13 protein-coding genes are annotated in these 16875 nt (G+C 74.8%); 7 read left to right on the forward strand and 6 right to left on the reverse strand.

Annotation, left to right across the window (positions count from 1 at the left end):
* Positions 1-47: 47 nt before the first annotated feature.
* The 3 genes from CXR44_RS15240 to CXR44_RS15250 form a co-directional block, all read right to left on the reverse strand.
* Complete coding sequence (locus tag CXR44_RS15240; RefSeq protein ID WP_144069968.1) at positions 48-785, reverse strand: hypothetical protein; 738 nt, start codon at positions 783-785, stop codon at positions 48-50.
* Positions 786-875: 90 nt separating this feature from the next.
* On the reverse strand, positions 876-1076 hold the full coding sequence (locus CXR44_RS15245; protein WP_101786704.1) for a hypothetical protein: 201 nt from the start codon (positions 1074-1076) through the stop codon (positions 876-878).
* A gap of 195 nt (positions 1077-1271) precedes the next feature.
* Positions 1272-1757 carry a MarR family winged helix-turn-helix transcriptional regulator gene (locus CXR44_RS15250; RefSeq protein ID WP_101786705.1) on the reverse strand — a complete coding sequence of 162 codons (486 nt, stop codon included), beginning with the start codon at positions 1755-1757 and terminating at the stop codon, positions 1272-1274.
* A gap of 304 nt (positions 1758-2061) precedes the next feature.
* Here CXR44_RS15250 and CXR44_RS15255 point away from each other — a divergent pair, with 304 nt between their 5' ends.
* The 3 genes from CXR44_RS15255 (at position 2062) to CXR44_RS15265 (ending at position 4571) form a co-directional block, all read left to right on the forward strand.
* Complete coding sequence (locus tag CXR44_RS15255; protein ID WP_101786706.1) at positions 2062-3264, forward strand: MFS transporter; 1203 nt, start codon at positions 2062-2064, stop codon at positions 3262-3264.
* Positions 3265-3386: 122 nt separating this feature from the next.
* Complete coding sequence (locus tag CXR44_RS15260; protein WP_101786707.1) at positions 3387-3734, forward strand: nuclear transport factor 2 family protein; 348 nt, start codon at positions 3387-3389, stop codon at positions 3732-3734.
* A 15-nt stretch (positions 3735-3749) separates the two neighbouring features.
* Entirely contained in the window at positions 3750-4571 is an 822-nt protein-coding gene (locus CXR44_RS15265; protein ID WP_101786708.1) for an aldo/keto reductase, read from the forward strand.
* Positions 4572-4757: 186 nt separating this feature from the next.
* Here CXR44_RS15265 and CXR44_RS15270 read toward each other — a convergent pair whose 3' ends face one another.
* On the reverse strand, positions 4758-7184 hold the full coding sequence (locus CXR44_RS15270; protein ID WP_180903437.1) for a class I adenylate-forming enzyme family protein: 2427 nt from the start codon (positions 7182-7184) through the stop codon (positions 4758-4760).
* Positions 7185-7599: 415 nt separating this feature from the next.
* On the opposite strand from CXR44_RS15270, the gene CXR44_RS15275 reads away from it, so the two are divergent.
* The 4 genes from CXR44_RS15275 to CXR44_RS15290 are packed head-to-tail and all read left to right on the forward strand — an operon-like array spanning position 7600 to position 13862.
* On the forward strand, positions 7600-9012 hold the full coding sequence (locus CXR44_RS15275; RefSeq protein WP_101786710.1) for an asparagine synthase-related protein: 1413 nt from the start codon (positions 7600-7602) through the stop codon (positions 9010-9012).
* A gap of 1 nt (position 9013) precedes the next feature.
* Positions 9014-10996 (forward strand): alpha/beta hydrolase family protein, encoded by a 1983-nt coding sequence (locus tag CXR44_RS15280; protein WP_101786711.1) that lies wholly within the window; start codon positions 9014-9016, stop codon positions 10994-10996.
* Positions 10993-12411 carry an asparagine synthase-related protein gene (locus CXR44_RS15285; RefSeq protein WP_101786712.1) on the forward strand — a complete coding sequence of 473 codons (1419 nt, stop codon included), beginning with the start codon at positions 10993-10995 and terminating at the stop codon, positions 12409-12411. Before CXR44_RS15280 ends, CXR44_RS15285 begins: the two co-directional genes overlap by 4 nt.
* Positions 12408-13862: a hypothetical protein gene (locus CXR44_RS15290; RefSeq protein WP_144069970.1), complete on the forward strand. Its 1455-nt coding sequence runs from the start codon at positions 12408-12410 to the stop codon at positions 13860-13862. Before CXR44_RS15285 ends, CXR44_RS15290 begins: the two co-directional genes overlap by 4 nt.
* Here the strand turns inward: CXR44_RS15290 and CXR44_RS15295 are convergent.
* Together CXR44_RS15295 and CXR44_RS15300 are read right to left on the reverse strand one after the other, a co-directional pair.
* Complete coding sequence (locus CXR44_RS15295) at positions 13834-15573, reverse strand: TfuA-like protein (RefSeq protein ID WP_144069971.1); 1740 nt, start codon at positions 15571-15573, stop codon at positions 13834-13836. The two genes, CXR44_RS15290 and CXR44_RS15295, sit on opposite strands and share 29 nt — an antisense overlap.
* The gene (locus CXR44_RS15300; RefSeq protein WP_101786715.1) at positions 15561-16802 is read right to left on the reverse strand and encodes a YcaO-like family protein; all 1242 of its coding nucleotides are present in this window, start codon (positions 16800-16802) and stop codon (positions 15561-15563) included. Before CXR44_RS15300 ends, CXR44_RS15295 begins: the two co-directional genes overlap by 13 nt.
* Positions 16803-16875: the final 73 nt, after the last annotated feature.

A 16875-nucleotide genomic window follows, 5' to 3' on the forward strand; every position in this document is an offset into this window, starting at 1 on the left:
ACCGTAGTGGACATGACCGACACTTCTCCCACCGCTGGGGCCTCCGGTCAGTGCACCCGAGCTCCGCACGTCGCCGAGTACAGCACCGCGCCCGTCCGGATCCGGTCGAGTGCCATGGCGGTGAGCCGGAGGAACCCCTCATGGGTGTCCGCATCCGGCGGGTAGTCGGCGGTCGCGTCGGCGGCCATGGTGATCCTGCGCGCGGCGTGCACCTCGACCGGGAAGCGGTTCATGGGCAGGACGCCATCGGCGGTGCCGAAGACCACGACGTCCTGCGCCTCGGCGAACAGCTCGTGAACCCGGAACCGCCAGTGCGGACCGGCTTCGGCGAGCAGCTGGCGGCCCTGCTCGCCGTGGCCGGCCAGCAGGTCGGCGCGTGCGCGTATCTGTTCCGCGATCGCGCAGCAGAGGGGAACCTGGGCGGCCTCGGCGGTGTCGATCCGCGTGTACCCGGCGTGCGGCTCGTAGCGGAGCCCCAGCTCCAGGAGGTCGATCGCGGCGCCCGCGGCCCGCGGGTGGGCATGGGCGACGATGTCCAGCAGCAACGGCGCGGCGACCGCCGCCGCCGGGAACACGGCGCCGCTGTGACCGTGGTAGAGAGCGGTGTTCTCCAGGCAGCTGATCGCGGCCGCGACCTGGAGCAGGGTCGTCGCCTCGGCCAGCGCCCGCAGCCCGGATGCCGCCGCTTCGGGCTCGTACCGGCCCGGAGGTCCCGGAATCGCCGTCCAGTCGACGGCGTCGACGGCGCGACCCACATCAGCGCGGCCCACATCGGCGTGAGACATGCCGGCATCCTGACATGAGCGACAGGCCGGGTCGACCGGTCGGCGAAGGCCCTGCCTCGTCACCCACGTAGCGTCGCGCCGGACGTGCGGTCAGGACCCTCCTGCGGGGGCCGGCTCTTGAGGGGTTGTCGCGATCTCGGCGCTCTGGTCGTGCTCGACGTCAGAGCAGGTGCCCGGGCAGTAGCCATGGGCGATGATCAGCCGCCCGCGGGCGGGTGTGTAGGCGGTGGCATGCGCCACGACGACCACGCCCTTGCACTTCGGGCAGACGAGTGGCTGATCGGCGGTCATGCGGAGCCCTTTCGGAGGCTGGGCGCGAACGGCGTTCGCTGGACGGCACCACCATGCCGGACGCCACCGACATTTCCCGGTGATCGGCGGCGGGTCGAACGGTGTCCGGGGTGGGGGCCGGTGGTGCCCGACCGATCTGGTCATGCCTGTCCATGTATGGGCGCAGCACGGTCTGGCGCACCGGCCCCGCCGGGTCTACGGCTTGCCGTCGCGCCGTGTTGGAAGGGGTGTCGCGTTCATCTCCTCGATCGCCTTGACCAGGGGAGCCAGCTCGGGGTTCTTGGCGGCTTCGTCGAGCGCTTCTCTGAGGGCGGTGTCGTTGGTCGGCCGGGCTTCTCGCAGGAGCTTCAGGCCGGCGTCGGTGACGTCGGTGTAGATGCCGCGGCGGTCGGTCGGGCACAGGTAGCGGGAGAGCAGGCCACGGTCCTCCAGGCGGGTGACCAGGCGGGTGGCGGCGCTCTGGCTGAGGACGACCGCGTCGGCGACCTGCTTCATCTGCAGGTGCCCGCCCTCGCCGCCATGCTGGCGGCTGAGCACGTCGAGCAACGAGTACTCTCGCACGCTCAGGTCGTGCCCGGACTGCAGGGCGCGCTCGATGTGCGCCTCGATCCTCCCGTACAGGAGGTAGAGGGCTGCCCATCCGTTGGCGAGGGCGGTCAGCGCGGGATCCGTGGCGATCATGGCTCGGGTTCCTTCCGATGCGGCTGTGACCCAGGATAAGCTCTCTTCGAAACTATCGGCCATAGCCTGTATGAGGCTTGTGCAAGTTTCTGCGGGCACTTCTCCCACTTCCCGGCCAAGCCGACCGCCGTTGCGGCCACCCATCCGCAGGGTCGGCGCTCCGTGGCGCACCGAGGCCCCCGAATCGATCATAAGCTCCAAGATTCCGACACCAGAGCAAATGCCCGCGCTTGCATTATCGCGCGTCTGCAAATATTGTGAGGGCACGTGAGATGCATTCGCAATCGTATGGAGGGTCGCGTCCATGCCTCCCGCACTCCTCGCCCTGGCCATCGGAGCCTTCGGGATCGGCACCACCGAATTCGTGATCATGGGTCTGCTGCCCGAGATCGCGGGCGACTACGGTGTGTCCATCCCCACCGCCGGGCTCCTGGTCACCGGCTACGCGATCGGCGTCGTCATCGGCGCCCCGCTGATGACCGTGCTCGGCACCAGGATCAGCCGCAAGACGATGCTGATACTGCTGATGGGGCTGTTCGTGGTCGGCAACCTGCTCTCCGCGCTGGCTCCGACCTTCGGGCTGATGCTGGCCGGCCGCGTGGTGGCCTCGCTCGCCCACGGCGCCTTCTTCGGCATCGGCTCGGTGGTCGCCGCCGACCTGGTCGCCCCGGGCAAGAAGGCCGGCGCCATCGCCACCATGTTCACCGGGCTGACTGTCGCCAACATCGTCGGCGTGCCACTCGGCACCTTCATCGGTCAGGCGGTGGGCTGGCGCACCACCTTCGCGATCGTCGCCGGGCTCGGCGTGGTCGGACTGCTCGGCATCGCCGGGCTCGTGCCCGCCATGCCCCGGACCGAGGGCGCCCGCCTGCGCGGCGAGCTGACCGCGTTCCGCAATCCGCAGGTGCTGCTCGCGATGGCGATGACGGTGCTCGGATTCGGCGGTGTCTTCGCCGCGATCACCTACATCGCGCCGATGATGACCCATGTCGCCGGCTACCCGGACACCGCGGTCACCTGGTTGCTGGTGCTGTTCGGCCTCGGCATGTTCCTCGGCAACCTGCTCGGCGGCCGGTACGCCGACCGCGCGCTGATGCCCATGCTGTACGCCACCCTCGGCGGGCTCGCGATCGTGCTCGCGCTGTTCACCGTGACCGCGCACAACAAGATCCTCGCCGCGATCTCCATCCTGCTCGTCGGGGCACTGGGCTTCGCGACCGTGCCGCCGCTGCAGAAGCGTGTGCTCGACCAGGCGCACGGCGCGCCGACGCTGGCCTCCGCGGTCAACATCGGCGCGTTCAACCTCGGCAACGCGCTGGCCGCGTGGCTGGGCGGTCTCGTCATCGCCGCCGGCTTCGGCTACACGTCACCGAACTGGGTCGGCGCCGTCCTCGCCGCCGCCGCGCTGGGCCTCGCCTTCTGGTCCGCGATCCTGGAGCGCCGCACCCCCGCGGGAGAGGCGGCCGACGTGACCGGACCTCACGCCCCCGCGCCCGTCCGCCACTGACTCCCCGTATCCGCACCGCACTCCTGGAGAGGCGCCATGAGCACCACCACGCCTGCCACCGCCGCCCCGCTCACGACCACCGAGGACCACGCCTTCGCCACCGCGTTGGAGGAACTCACCCGATGACCCGCACCCCGCAGGAGGTCTTCGCCGACCACGGCATCCGCCTCGGCGCCGGCGACCTCGACCTGATCGCCGGGAACTACACCGAGGACGCCGTCCTGATCACTCCTGAAGGGGCGTACCACGGACACGACGGGGTCCGGCACGTCATCGGCCGGCTGCTGGCCGACCTCCCGGACGCCGCCTGGCAGCTGACCCCGCAGTTCGCGGGCGAGGTGCTGTTCCTGCGGTGGTGCGCCACCACCGCCGCCCACCGGGTCACTGACGGCACCGACACCTTCGTCTTCCGCGACGGCCTCATCAGCGCCCAGACCGTCCGATACACCCTCACCCACCGAGACGCGTAAGGAACCGAACCACCGATGACCATTCCCACCGTGCGACTGAACAACGGCGTCGAGATCCCCCAGCTCGGCTTCGGCGTCTTCCAGGTCCCCGACGACCAGACCGCCGCCGCCGTCACCGCCGCGCTCCAGGCCGGCTACCGCAGCATCGACACCGCCGCGATCTACGGCAACGAGGCCGGCGTCGGCCGGGCGATCACCGCCTCGGGCCTGCCGCGCGAGGAGCTGTTCGTCACCACCAAGCTGTGGAACGCCGACCAGGGCTACGACGCCACCCTGAACGCCTTCGACGCCAGCCTCGCCAAGCTCGGCCTCGACTACGTGGACCTCTACCTGATCCACTGGCCGGCACCGGGCCGCGACCTCTATCCGGACTCCTGGCGAGCCATCGAGCGCCTCGCCGCCGAGGGGCGGATCCGCGCCGCCGGCGTCTCCAACTTCCAGCCCGCCCACCTCGAGCGCCTGCTGGACAACAGCGCGCTCACCCCGGCGGTCAACCAGATCGAGCTGCACCCCGGCCTGCAGCAGACCGAGCTGCGCGCCTTCCACGCCGAGCACGAGATCGCCACCGAGGCGTGGAGCCCGCTCGCCCAGGGCGCCGTCCTGGACGACCCGGCGATCACCGCGATCGCCGCCCGGACCGGCAAATCCCCGGCTCAGGTGGTGCTGCGCTGGCACCTGCAGCTGGGCAACATCGTCATCCCCAAGTCGGTCACCCCGGCCCGCATCCGCCAGAACCTCGACGTCTTCGACTTCCAGCTCACCGACGAGGACATGGCGTCGATCGCCGCCACCGACCGCGGGCTGCGCACCGGCCCGCACCCGGACGAACTCGACTGAGCCCGCCCCTCAGCGCGATGGCCCACCCGTACGCGGGCCGTCACCCCCGCGCCTGTCCGTGACGCGGGACGACTGTGGCGCCGCCCCCAGCCGTTGCGGCTGGGTGACGATCTCAGAGGCCGACGCCCGCCGCAGCCGTACGCGGTGGGCCGGTTCCCCGCTCGCTCGGGACCGGAGCCCGCGTGCTCAGCGCGCCTCCGCCTTCGCGCCCGCCAACGCGTCGGACAGGTCGCCGGCGCGTGGGAAGCGCAGAATCCACGCCGACGGGACCGGCCGGCCGAGGCGCCGTTCCAGCTCGCCAGCCAGCCGGACGGCCAGCAGGGAGTGGCCGCCCAGCCTCAGGAAGTTGTCGTCCCGCTCGACCTGCTCGACGCCGAGGACCTCGCGGAAGGCGGCGAGCACCGCCTCCTCCACCGCGTGTGCCCGCCCGTCGTGCCCTGCCGTGGCACGCGACCCGGCGGGGCTCGTCGCGGCGGAGGGTGTGCCGGGGCCGGTCTCGGGGTGGCGTGAGGCCGATCCCGTCCCGGCGGGTGGGGCTGACGGACCGGGGGCGCCGGTAGCGGCCGGCCGGGCGGCGCCGGTTGTGGCCGGCCGGGCGGCGCCGGTTGTGGCCGGCCGGGCGGCGCCGGTAGCGGCGGGCCGGGCGGCGTCGGTTCCTGGTGGCAGATCGGCGCCGGTCCGGGTGTGGCGGTTCGCATCGGACGGGAGCGGGTCCGCGTACCGTCCGGCAAGCGCCCGTTTGCGCACCTTCCCGTTCGGCGTGACGGGCAGCTCCGCGACGATGACGACGTCGGCCGGCACGTGGTCGCGAGGCAGCCGGCCCGCGCAGTGGTCGCGCAGCTCGGACGGCGAAGCGGGAGCGGACAGGACGACCGCGGCGACGAGGACCCGGCCGAGGACCGCGTGCGGCACCCCGAACGCCGCCGCCTCCGCGACCGCCACGTGGTCGCGGAGCACCGCCTCCACCGTGGCCGAGGCGATGTTCAGCCCGCCCGAGACAACCACGTCGTCGGCCCGCTCCACGAAGTACACCAGTCCGTCGGCATCGCGCCGGCACAGGTCCCCCGTCGCGATCCACCCGTCCGCCAGGTAGCGCGTCCCCGTCACGGAGCCGCCTGCCCCCCCGCCGCTCCCCGAACCGACCGCCCCCGAACCGCCGCTCCCCGAACCGGCCGGACCTGGACCAGCCGAACCTGGACCAGCCGAACCTGGACCAGCCGAACCTGGACCAGCCGAACCTGGACCAGCCGAACCTGGACCAGCCGGACCTGGACCGGCCGGACCTGGACCGGCCGGGCCGGGGTCGCCGGTTGCTCCGGTGGGGGCCGGTGTCAGGTAGCTCAGCGTGGGGCCGGTCTGCCGCAGCCACAGCTCGCCCGTCTCTCCGGGGCCGACGTCCCGGCCCCGCCCGTCCACCAGCCTGGCCTCCGGTCCGAGCGTGCCGAGCGCCGGCGGCCGGTCCGGCGAACACCGGTGCTGCAGCCCGGCACCCCCCTCGGCCACCGTGTAGACGTTGTAGATCTCGGCTGCCGGGAAGACCTCCGCCAGCCCCGCGACGGTCGGCTGGTCGAGCGGCGCCGACGACGACACCACGGACCGCACCCGCCTGGACACGTGCCCCTGCCGGCGCAGCGCGGCCACCGCGAGCCGCGCCGTGGCCGGGACCAGGCTCAGCGCCGTCACCCGGTGCCCGTCGATCAGACCGGCGAGCCGTTCGGGCGCGAACGGCTGCGTCAGGACGACGTGCACGCCGTTGACCAGGCAGCCCTTCAGCACCGACAGGGCCGCGTTCGTGCCGACGGCGACGGACGTGAGCAGCGCGTTGGCCTGTGGTGGCGGCACCTCGTCGGTCTCCGCCCAGTCGTCGGTCAGCGAGGCGTGGGTGCTGAGCACGGCCTTGGCGGCACCCGTGGTGCCCGAGGTGAGGATCACCACGGCCGGGTCCGCGCCATCACGCGACACCACGACAGGCTCAGGAGTGACGGGGCGCGAGGGGACATGGCCGCGCGCGCCAGGGCCAGGCCTGGCAGGGACAACCGTCGCGGGGCCGGACGTGCCGGGGCCGGACATGCCTGGGCCGGACGTGCCGGGGCCGGACGTGCCGGGGCCGGACGTGCCGGGGCCGGACGTGCCGGGGCCGGACGTGCCGGGCTGGGGTGGGGTGGGAGTGGGGGGCGGGCTCGTCGCGTGCAGGAGTTCGTTCGCCGTCGCCCGCCACCCGCCGAAGCCCGCCCTCGGCGGCCCGCCTCCGGTGACCGGCCCCCCTTCGGCCCGCCCGCCCGTGACCAGGCCCGCCGCGGTCACCCGGGCGGCGGTGGACAGCAGGTGGGGCGGCGGGACGGGGGCGCGCACCGGGACGGCCACGCCGCCGGCCGCCAGCACCCCCAGGAAGCAGGAGGCGAACGACAGCCAGTCGCCGTCCTCGAACGCGAGCACCACCCGCTCCCCCGGCCGCAGCCCGCGGGCCGCCAGCCCGGCCGCGACCCGCCCGGCCTCCCGGTGCCAGGTCAGGTAGTCGAGCGTGCCCATCCCGTCGACGGTGAACGCCGGCGCCGCCGGGTGCCCGGCCGCGCGGCGGGCCAGGATGCCCGCCAACGACACGGGCGGTGGCACGGGCGAGGACCCGGACGGTGGCACGGGTGCGGGCCCAGACGGTGGCACGGGCAACGGCGGTTCCTCCCCGCGAACGGTGACCAGCGGACGGCGAACGGCACGCTCTCCCACCATACGCACCACCGGCCGTCATGATCAGAGTGCTCAAGGCGGAAAGTGTTCATCGTTGACCCTCTTGTCGTCATTACTCAGACTCGTGCCGAAATCGCACCCGATTGGAGGTACGAGATGGGGCACAGCGACTTACCTCGTGACAGTTGTGGCGGTGTCCGGCGGTGTGGAGGAAACCTCCTCGTCGCCAACGCCACCCAGCCGAGCGAGTCGGCGGTCCGCCGCAACGCACGGGCGGTCTCCGAGTTCTGGGCCACGTTCCGGGCGTCCCGGAAGATGCTGAACAAGAAGCGGTAATCACTCCTTGCGATCAGAACTCGGCACCTCTGGAGGGGTTTCGGACATCCTGTCCGAGCCCCTCTACTCGCGTACGGAGGACGGCGCGCTCGACGGCGATCCGCTGCGGCTGGTCGCGCCCACGAGGCGGTTCTCCCTGGAGCGGCTGGCCCTGCTGCTGGACGGGCTGCCGTTCGAGGCGGAGTTCCCGCCGGAGTGCCCGTGGGAAGGCGTCGTACGGCACCGCCCGCCCCTGGACCTGCCCCCGCTCGGCTCCTCCGACGAGTCGGCGCTGCGGGAGGAGTTCGCCGCGGCCGTCTCCCGCTGCCTGGGCGACGCCGAGTCCGCCGTCGTGCTGCTGTCCGGCGGCATGGACTCGTGGGCCGTCTTCGTCCAGGCCTGGGAGCAGACCCGTCGCGAGGGACGCCGGCTGAGCGCGGTCGTGTGGAACCTGCGCGACCAGTTCGGCAAGGCCACCGCGAGCCTCGTGCATCGGCAGCTCCGCGCCGTGGGCATCTCCTGCGACCTGCACGTCCTGCCCGCGGAGTGGCGGGCGCTGCCCGAGCCGCTCTGGTCGCCGCTCGGCCCCCGCCACGACTACTACACGCGGCTGCACCAGGCCACCGTGGACCACGCCCATGACATCGGCGCCACCGTCCTGCTCAGCGGGCAGGGCGGCGACGAGGTGCTGGGCGCCTGGAACCATCTGTCCGGCTGGCTGGCCCGCGGGCGCCGCTGGCGGGACCTGCGCCACTACCTGGCGGCGTTCGGCCGCGGCGACTCCATGGTGGAGGTGGCCGGCGAGGCGGCCGCCCTGGCGGTGCGACGGCTGCCTCCGCAGACGTCCTTCCAGTTGTACGTGGCCACCGCGCTGCGCGACGTGGTCAACAGCGGACGTCCCCCGGTGCTCACGGACCCCTACCGGGAGTCGGTCACGGAGTGGGTCGAGGACTGGCTGGCCGCCAGGTTCGCGTCGTTCCGGGCCGACGGCGGCGACTGGGCGACGGCCAGCCTGCGCGACTCGATCTTCCCCTGGGCGTACGACGCGCACCCGCTCGGCGCCCCCATCCGGCAGCGCTCGCCGTTCGTGGACGACCGGTTCGTCAGGTACGCCTTCGGGCTGCCGCCCGCGGCCCGGTTCCGGGCCGAAGGACCGCACCCGTACCAGTGGTACAAGGCGCTGCACCTGCGGCTGCTGCCGCCCGCGCTGCGGCCGCTGCTGCCGGAGTACAAGCAGAGCTACTCCGACGCCTTCCGCCGCTACGTGCTCGACGTGCTGCCGGAGGGGCCGCTGCTGGTGGAGGAGCTGGGGCTGGTCCGGCCCATGGACCGGCTGGACCTGGAACGGGTCCATCCGCGGCTGCCCATCGTGGTGCGCAACGTGGAGCGGTGGGTGGCGGGCGCGCTCGAAGCCGGCGCCGAGCCGGTGACCGCTCGCTAGCATGCGCGCCGCGGCACGCCGGTGGTTCGGCGCCGACCCGGCCGTCCACCTCGCGCTGGACCCGGGCGGCGGGGCGGTGAGCTGGCAGAGCGAGCGGGAGCCGGGGCTGTTCGTCTGGCGTCCCGGGGAGGGCGTCCGCAGGGTGCCGCTCGGCCGCGTCGAGGTGGCGGACCACGCCTGGTGGCCGGCGGGCGGCGCCGTCCTGGCCGTCCTGTCCGGCCGCCGGCCGCGCGTGGTGCTGCACGACGAGGCCACCGGCCGTACGGCGGACGTCACGCCGGAGGGGGCCGGCGAGGTGCACGTCGTGGACCGCGACCAGCCGCGCCTGGGCAGCCTGCTGCTCGCCGGCAGCGCCCCGGGGGACGGCACGGACACCGGCGCGAGCGCGGGCACGGCGGGCGACACGAACGCGGCCATGGCCGGCGACACGAGGGCCGACACGAGGGCCGGCACGAAGGCCGGCGCGAGCCCCGGCCGCGTCTGGCACCTCCTGTCCTCCCGGACCGGCCCCGCCCTCCGGGTGCCCGTGCCCGCGGGGGTGAGCCGCCTGTTCAGCGACCCGGACGACCGGCCGCGCGCGGCCACCGCCCGGGACGCCGACGGCGCCCTCGTCGTGTACGCGGCGGATGCGCGAGAAGGGAGTCCGGGCGGTTGGCGTGAGGTGTGGCGGTCCGGGCCGCCCGGCGGGCTCGTCACCCATCCGGTCGACGTCACGGCGGACGGGCACGGCCTCTACCTGTCCGCTCCCTGCCGCGGCGGGTTCCTCGGCGTACGGCTGCTGGACCTGCGCGACGGCACCGTGGCCACCGTGCTCGACGACGGCGGGCACGACCTCGACGTGGTGCTGCACCCGGTGACGCGCGTGCCGCAGCTCGCGCTGCTGTCCGGGCCGCGCCAGGAGCATCGCGCGCTGGACGCTGAGCTGGCCGCGGACCTGGCCGCGCTGACCGCCCGCCATCCGGGTGAGCTGCAGCTCACCGGCCTGACCCGCGACAACGCGACCTGGCTGGTACGGCTCGACGACGGCGGGACGCCGCCCAGGCACCTGCTGTGGGAGCGCGGCACCGGCGTCACCCACCACGTCCCGGCCGGCCGTCCCGGCCTCCCTCGGGAACCGGCGCGGCCGCGGCGCGGGGCGCGGTCCCTGCTCGGGCGCGTGGGGCTGCGGCGGCGGCCCGCGACGGCCCGGGTCGCGCCCACGGCCACGGTGACGATCCGCGCGCGTGACGGCCTGCCGCTCGACGGCTACCTGGTGACCCCGGCCGGTTCCGCCGCCCCGCCGTACCCGACCGTGCTGCTCGTGCACGGCGGGCCGTGGTCGCGCGACACGTGGGGCCTGTCCCCCGAGGCCCAGTGGCTGGCCGAGTGCGGGTACGCGTCCCTGCGCGTCAACTTCCGCGGCTCGGAGGGGTACGGCACCCGCTTCCTGGACCTGGGCCGTGCGGACTGGGGCGGCGGCATGCAGGACGACCTGGAGGACGCGCTGCGCTGGGCGGTCGCCGAAGGGCACGCCGACCCCGGCCGGGTGGCCGTCATGGGCCAGTCGTACGGCGGGTACGCCGCGCTCATGGCCGCCACCGCCCGCCCGAAGGCGTTCGCGCTGGCCGTGGCCGTCTGCGCGCCGACCGACCTGGTGGCGTTCCTGCGGCACGTGAAAGGGTCGGCGCACCACGAGCGCGCCCACTTCCTGCACCGTGTCGGCGACCCGGACCGCGACGCCGACCGGCTGCGCGAGCGCTCCCCGCTCGCCCACGCCGCCCGCTGCCACACGCCGGTGCTGCTGGCGCACGGCCGCGAGGACCCGCTGGTCCCCTGGACGCACGCCACCACGATGGCCGCCGCGCTGGCCGAGCACGGACACCCCCACCACTGCCTCGTCCTGTCCGGCGAGGGCCACGGCATCACCCGCCCGGCCAACCGGATCAGGCTCGCCCGCGTGGTGAGCCGCCAGCTCGCGTTCCACCTCGCAGAGAGGCGCACATGACCACCCCGCAGCACGCGACCGCCCCGCCCGCCCCCGCCCGGGAAGCCCCCTCCTTCCGCTACAGCGCCGCGCCGGACCGGCTCGCGCCGTTCGTCACCCGGCCCGTCTACCGGGAGACCGGCTCCGGTCGCGCCGCGGCCCCGCCGGCCACCGGCGGCACGTACTCCCTGGCGGCGCTGGGCACCTGGTTCACCTGGCCGGGCCTGAGCACGGACCTGTTCCCCGCCGCGCCGTGGGCCGGGCTCGAACGCGTCCGGCACGCCCCGCCCCGGCCACGCGGGCACGCCCGCCCGGCGGAGCTGCGCGACCGGCTCGAAGCCGCGGTCGAGCGGGCGATCGGCGACCGGGAGCACGTCGCGGTCGCGACCTCGGGCGGCCTCGACTCCGCCGCGCTGCTCGCGGTCACCGCCCGGGTCTGCCGCCGCACCGGCCGCCGGCTGCTGGCCGTCACCATGGACATCGCCGACGACCGGGGCCGCCGCCCGAAGGTGGTGGTGGACCGGCTGCTGGAGTTCCTCGGCCTGAGCTGTCCCCACCTGCGCGTGGACCCCGCCCCTCGGCGCTGGCCGGAACCGGACTGGTCCGCGCACGGCCCCCGCTTCGACGGATTCCCCCGCCTGCACCGCGGGATGGCCGAGCTGGCCGCCGGCGCCGGGGCGCAGATCGTGCTCCACGGCAGCGGGGCGGACCAGTTGCTGGAGGCGCCGGGCTACCTGTCCGGGCGGCTGCTCGCCTCGGGCTCGTTCGGCGACCTGGCCGCCTACCTGCGCGACGCCTCCCTCGGCGGCGGGCCGCCCGCGCGTGAGCTGCTGGCGGCGCTGGCCGGCCGGCTCGGGCGCCGGGCCTCCTCCGGGCTCTACTGGTCCACGGCCTGGCCGCGCCGGCTGCGGGAGCACGGCTCGCCGTTGCTGCCCGAGGGCGTCCACGAGCGGGCGTGCGGCTGGGAGGACGACTACCGAACCGAGGCGGCCCGGGTCGCGGCCGAGGCGGGGGTGACGTGGGCGGAGGCGCTGATGATCCACCGCACCTTCCCGTACGACGTCGTCGTGCCGGCGACGGAGCTGCCCGAGGCCGCGCCGTTCTACGACCCGGTCTTCGCCGAGTACGCCTTCCACCTGCCGCTGACGGCGCGGTACTCGGGGTCGTACGACAACGAGTACCTGCGCAGGAAACGGCTGGTCGCCGATCTGCTGCCGGAGGGGGTCGGCGCGGTGCTGCCGCCGTACCGGCAGCGGGGGTCGCAGTCGTACGCCCGCTACTGGCGGCTGGCGCGGGTGGAGCCGGTGCTGGCCGTCGAGCGGGGGCTGCTGCGGCCGGACTGGCGGTCGCGGTGCCGGGACACGTTCGAGGTGGCGACGGCCAGCGCGGTGGAGCTGTGGCTGCGCGGCGCCGAGCAGCGGGGGGCGACGGCGTGAGCGGTGGCGGTTCCGGCGGGCCGGTGCCGGGGATCGACGCGGACGCGGTCGCGCTGTACCTGTCGCGGCCGTCTCTGGCCCTCGGCGTGTACCCGGCCTCGCCCTGGGCGGGCGGCTCGCCGGCCGGGCAGCCGGTCCCGCCCGGAGCGGACGGCGACGACCCGGGCGCTGCGGATGCGCGCAAGGCTGGCGTGGCGGATCCGCGCCCGGGCATGGCGGGCGCGCCCGAGACGGGCGCGGCGGATCGGCGCGAGCTGGGCGTGGCGGATCCGCGTGAGCTGGGGGAACGGCTGCGTGACGCCGTCGGCCGGGCCGTCGGATCGCACCGGACGGTGGCCGTCCTGCATGACGGCGGCATCGGGGCGACGGCGCTGCTGGTGGCGGCGACCGCGGCGGGCCGCGCGCTCGGCGCGGAGGTGACCGTCGTGGTCGCCGACCATCCGGGCCCGGACGGCGCGAGCGTCGCCGTGGCCACGCAGCAGGTCGTCGCGGCCCTCGGCGGGCGGCACAGGTTCCTGCTCGCCGAGGCCGCCCGCCTGCCGGGAACGGGGCCCAGCGGGTCGCCGGAGGGGCGCGACACCGGGTGGAACCCGGTGGCGCCCGACCTGGGGCGTACGCCGCTGGTGCGGGCGGCCGAGGCCAGGGCGGCCCGGCTGGGCGCCACGCTGCTGCTCACCGCCGAGGGCTGGGAGGACGTCCTCCAGGCGGGGCCGCTGCCGTCCCTTCCGCGGGGGTTGCGGGCGGCCCGCAGGCAGCTCGCCGACCGGTGGCGGGCGGAGGGCGCCGCCGCCGTGCTCGCGGACGCGACGTCCGCGCTGGGCCGGGGAGCGCGCGCCCGGCGGCTCCGCGCCGGCCTGCAGGTGGCCCTCGCGCCGTTCGCCGAGGCCCTGGCGGACACGCCGCGTGTGCTCCCGCCGGAACGCCTGGCGCACGTGGAGGCGTGGACGGCGAGCTGGGTCCGGCGGCTGGTGGAGTGCCTGGCGGCGCACCGGGACCCGGTCCGCGCGTACGTGCTGGCGCGTACGGCGCGCTTCGCCGGGCCGCTTCCGGCCGCCGTGGCCGCCGCCGCCCGCCTGCCGCGCAGGTCGCCGTTCCTGGACCCGGCCTTCGCCGCGTGGGCCGTCCGGCTGCCGTCCGCCGCACGGTACGACGAGCGCCTGCCCGGCCCGCACCTGCGGCGCAACGGGCTGCTGGTCTCGCTCGTCCCCCGCGCCGCCCGCCATGCGCTCCCCGCGGCCGGCCCGACGACCGGCACGACGACCGGCCCGGTCCCCGTGGCCTTCCCGGCCGGTCCCGCGGCGGTCGTGGACCATCCGCTGTGCCGGGCCATGGGCGTGCTGGACCGCGACGCCGGGCCGGTGGAGCCCGTGGTGGCGGCGCGGCTGGCGGCCCTGGAGGAGTGGCTGGCCGGAGCCGGGCGGGTCAGCCGCCCAGCCCGAACCGCCGGCTGAACGCGTCACCCACCGGGGTGACGAGACGGCGTCGCACGGCTCCGCCCACGGCGGCCCGCAGCCGCATCGCCGGTGGCCACCAGGTCCCCCCGGCGGTGGGCCGCCAGAAGAACGTCACCGACGACGTGGTGCCCGGCCCCTCCACCAGGTGCCCCCAGTAAAGGGGGATGTAAAGCGCCTCCCCGGCCCGTACCGTGCACCGTAATGGCGTCGTGTTCCGCAGCGGCGTATTCGGTCCGGCCGGCACGGCGGAGAAATCTATCCGACTGAAATTGAACCGGTACGAATACCACGGATGGTGGTTGAGGTGCCGGTGATCGGAGGGCGGGAACAGGAGCACCTCCTTGGCCCCGCTCACCTGGCACAGCAGCGCCTGCTCGTTGCTGTGGTAGTGCAGGGCGGTGACCGTGTCCCGGCCGACGAACAACGCCAGCCCGAGCTCCGGCGCACCGGCCAGGCAGCCGGGCACGGACAGGTCGTCGGCCAGTTCCGGCAGCAGGTCCAGCAGCGGCACCTGGGCGAGATAGCAGCGTTCGGCCTCTCCCGGCGAGGTGAGGATGTCGAGGTAGCGGTCCATGCGCAGCGGCGCCTGCACCCAGCTCCCGTAGTAGGAGCCGGACGGGTAGAACTCGACGGGCACCCGCGTCCGGCCGACCTTCTCACGCAGGTAGGCGGGGTTCCAGCGGTCGAGTGCGGGCCAGCGGTCCAGCGCCCCCTCGACGAGCAGCGGCCGGCGGAGCCGCTCCAGCTCGCGGACGCCGCCGATCTGGTCGGCGTGCCGTCGGGGCACCTCGCCGGCGCGCAGTCCGCGCCAGTCAGCCGCTGCCGGCCTGCCGTCACCGTTCACTGCCCCGGACTCCTCTCGCCCGCGGCCGCCTCGCGCGGACCGCCTCTCGACCACTCCCCCGGCGTCCGTGCCGGGCGGGGTGTCACCGGCGCGGGCCGCCGTTCCGGCGTCGCCCACGACCAGCTCCCGCCAGTTCTCCGTCTGCTCGAACGGGAACGGCGCCACCTGCGGCGGCCCGCCGCCCGACTCGATCCAGCGCCCCATCTCGGCCAGCAGCCGCTCGGCGTCCAGGCGCTTCTGGTCGACCGCGCCCGCAGGCAGCCACGCGCGCAGCCGGGCGAGCTGCGCTGCCGCCGCAGGGTCGTCCGCTCCGGCACGGTCGAGCAGCGCCCCCCACTCCCGGTCGGGGTAGAACATGTCCTTGGCCCGCGCCGCCAGCGCGGCGGCGACCTCCTCGCCGATCACCGCCTCGCGGACGGCGGCCGCCAGCGTGGCTCTGATGTTGACCATGGGCTCCGACAGCGGCCGGTAGCCGCCCTGTGTGGGGGCGTGCAGCACCGCCACCTCGTCGTCGTCGGTCAGCACGCCGAGCCGGTACTGCTCGGCCACCTCGCCCACCGGGATCATGCCGAACTCGGCCAGCTCGGCCGCCCGCAGCGCCCCCATGCTCGCCGCCCCGTACACCCTGACGCCGAGCGACAGGGCGTACAGGATCTCCTTGTGCCACACGGCCGGGACCCGCTCGAAGTAGCCGTCCACGATGCCGATGGCCGCGGGCCGCTCGCGGGCGGCGCGGTAGACCGAGCCGAGCTCGGCGGGCGGGCGGTAGTCGGCGGCGAGGATGCGCGCGGCCTCGGCGACCGGCAGCGTCGGCCCGAGGAACACCACCGGCGGCCGCCGGCCGCCCGGGTTCACTCCTCCCATGGCCGCCACCGCAGTCCCGGCACGACCGCCTTGACGACGGGCACGCCGAGGTCCGGGATCGTCAGGTCGACGACCACGGCCGAGCCGATCCCGGCCGTCGTGAGCCGGGTGAGCAGCCAGTCCAGGTCCTCGTTGACCGTGCCGTGGTCGAGGTCGGGTGTCTGCCCGTAGTCGCGTTCCGGCCGGTCCCGTACGGCGTCGCCGACGGCGCGGCGCTGCTCCGGGTCGAAATACCAGCTCTGCCGGTCGCGGCCGATGTCGTCACGGGAGCCCACGATCACGGTGGCCCTGGCCTGCGCGGCCTCGGTGAGGGCACGCGACAGCGCGATGGCGCGGCGGGGGTGGCAGCCCGAACCCTGCGTCTGCGGCAGCGGGTGGTACCAGGGCGTGTCGGTCTCCACCGCCAGGCAGTTGAAGACGGGCACCCCGACCTCCGAGGTGAGGTCCCACACCAGCACGTCGACGCCGGCGCGGCGGAAGCGCCCGAGCAGGTCGCGGCAGGCGTCGTCGGCGACCGTCTCGGGCCGCACCATCCGCCGCGCGGCGAGCAGGTCGCCGGCGTCCTGCGCGGCGACGATGGCGTCCCGCTCGACGAGCTCGCACAGGGCGTGCACCGTCGCCTCCAGGAGGCTGTTGCCGGACGCCAGGCCGTTGGAGCCGTTCTGGACGGCGTGGTCGCCGGGCGCGACGGGCACCCGCCAGTCGCAGTGCACGGCCTCGTAGGGCACCCACGCCGGCCGGCCGCCGACGAGGTCCCAGCCGCGCACCCAGCGCATGGGGCGGTCGGCCGCGTACTCGCTGCACGGGCAGCGGACCAGCGTCATCGGGTCGAGGACGGCCTCGCCGGAGGCCGCGAGCGCGCGGTGGGTGTCGTAGCGCAGGGGCAGGTGGTGGGTCTCTGCGTGCCACAGTTCGAGCGACTCCATGACGGCCGACGCCCTGGCGGCGTCGCCGGTGACGCCCTTGCCCTGCGAGACGGTCAGGCTGCGGGAGGCGGGGCGGACGGCGCACCAGACGGGGATGCCGATCCGGTCCATGCCGGTGACGTTGGCGACGCGGGTGATCCCGGCGGCGGTCATGGCGGGCGACACCCGGGCGAGCGTCGCGGCGGGACTCACGGCGCGGTCCGTGCCGTCGCGGTACGCCTTGCCGATCGGCTGTGCCCGTGCGGCGGCCCAACGGCCGGATATTTCCTCAGCAGCAGAATTGGAGATGGTATTTCCCTCCATATGGCCACTTTCCGCCGGACGGTGTTGTGCGGCTGATCTTTGATCTATGCTGCCGACCGATAACCAAAGAGAC

Origin of the sequence: Nonomuraea indica (assembly GCF_002850745.1) — a bacterium.
Lineage (GTDB): Bacteria > Actinomycetota > Actinomycetes > Streptosporangiales > Streptosporangiaceae > Nonomuraea > Nonomuraea indica.

What these genes read in the sequence shown, in the direction of transcription:
- CXR44_RS15240 (WP_144069968.1), bottom strand. Translation starts at nt 785, where the DNA reads ATGTCTCACGCCGATGTGGGCCGCGCTGATGTGGGTCGCGCCGTCGAC.
- CXR44_RS15245 (WP_101786704.1), bottom strand. Translation starts at nt 1,076, where the DNA reads ATGACCGCCGATCAGCCACTCGTCTGCCCGAAGTGCAAGGGCGTGGTC.
- CXR44_RS15250 (WP_101786705.1), bottom strand. Translation starts at nt 1,757, where the DNA reads ATGATCGCCACGGATCCCGCGCTGACCGCCCTCGCCAACGGATGGGCA.
- CXR44_RS15255 (WP_101786706.1), top strand. Translation starts at nt 2,062, where the DNA reads ATGCCTCCCGCACTCCTCGCCCTGGCCATCGGAGCCTTCGGGATCGGC.
- CXR44_RS15260 (WP_101786707.1), top strand. Translation starts at nt 3,387, where the DNA reads ATGACCCGCACCCCGCAGGAGGTCTTCGCCGACCACGGCATCCGCCTC.
- CXR44_RS15265 (WP_101786708.1), top strand. Translation starts at nt 3,750, where the DNA reads ATGACCATTCCCACCGTGCGACTGAACAACGGCGTCGAGATCCCCCAG.
- CXR44_RS15280 (WP_101786711.1), top strand. Translation starts at nt 9,014, where the DNA reads ATGCGCGCCGCGGCACGCCGGTGGTTCGGCGCCGACCCGGCCGTCCAC.
- CXR44_RS15285 (WP_101786712.1), top strand. Translation starts at nt 10,993, where the DNA reads ATGACCACCCCGCAGCACGCGACCGCCCCGCCCGCCCCCGCCCGGGAA.
- CXR44_RS15295 (WP_144069971.1), bottom strand. Translation starts at nt 15,573, where the DNA reads ATGGGAGGAGTGAACCCGGGCGGCCGGCGGCCGCCGGTGGTGTTCCTC.
- CXR44_RS15300 (WP_101786715.1), bottom strand. Translation starts at nt 16,802, where the DNA reads ATGGAGGGAAATACCATCTCCAATTCTGCTGCTGAGGAAATATCCGGC.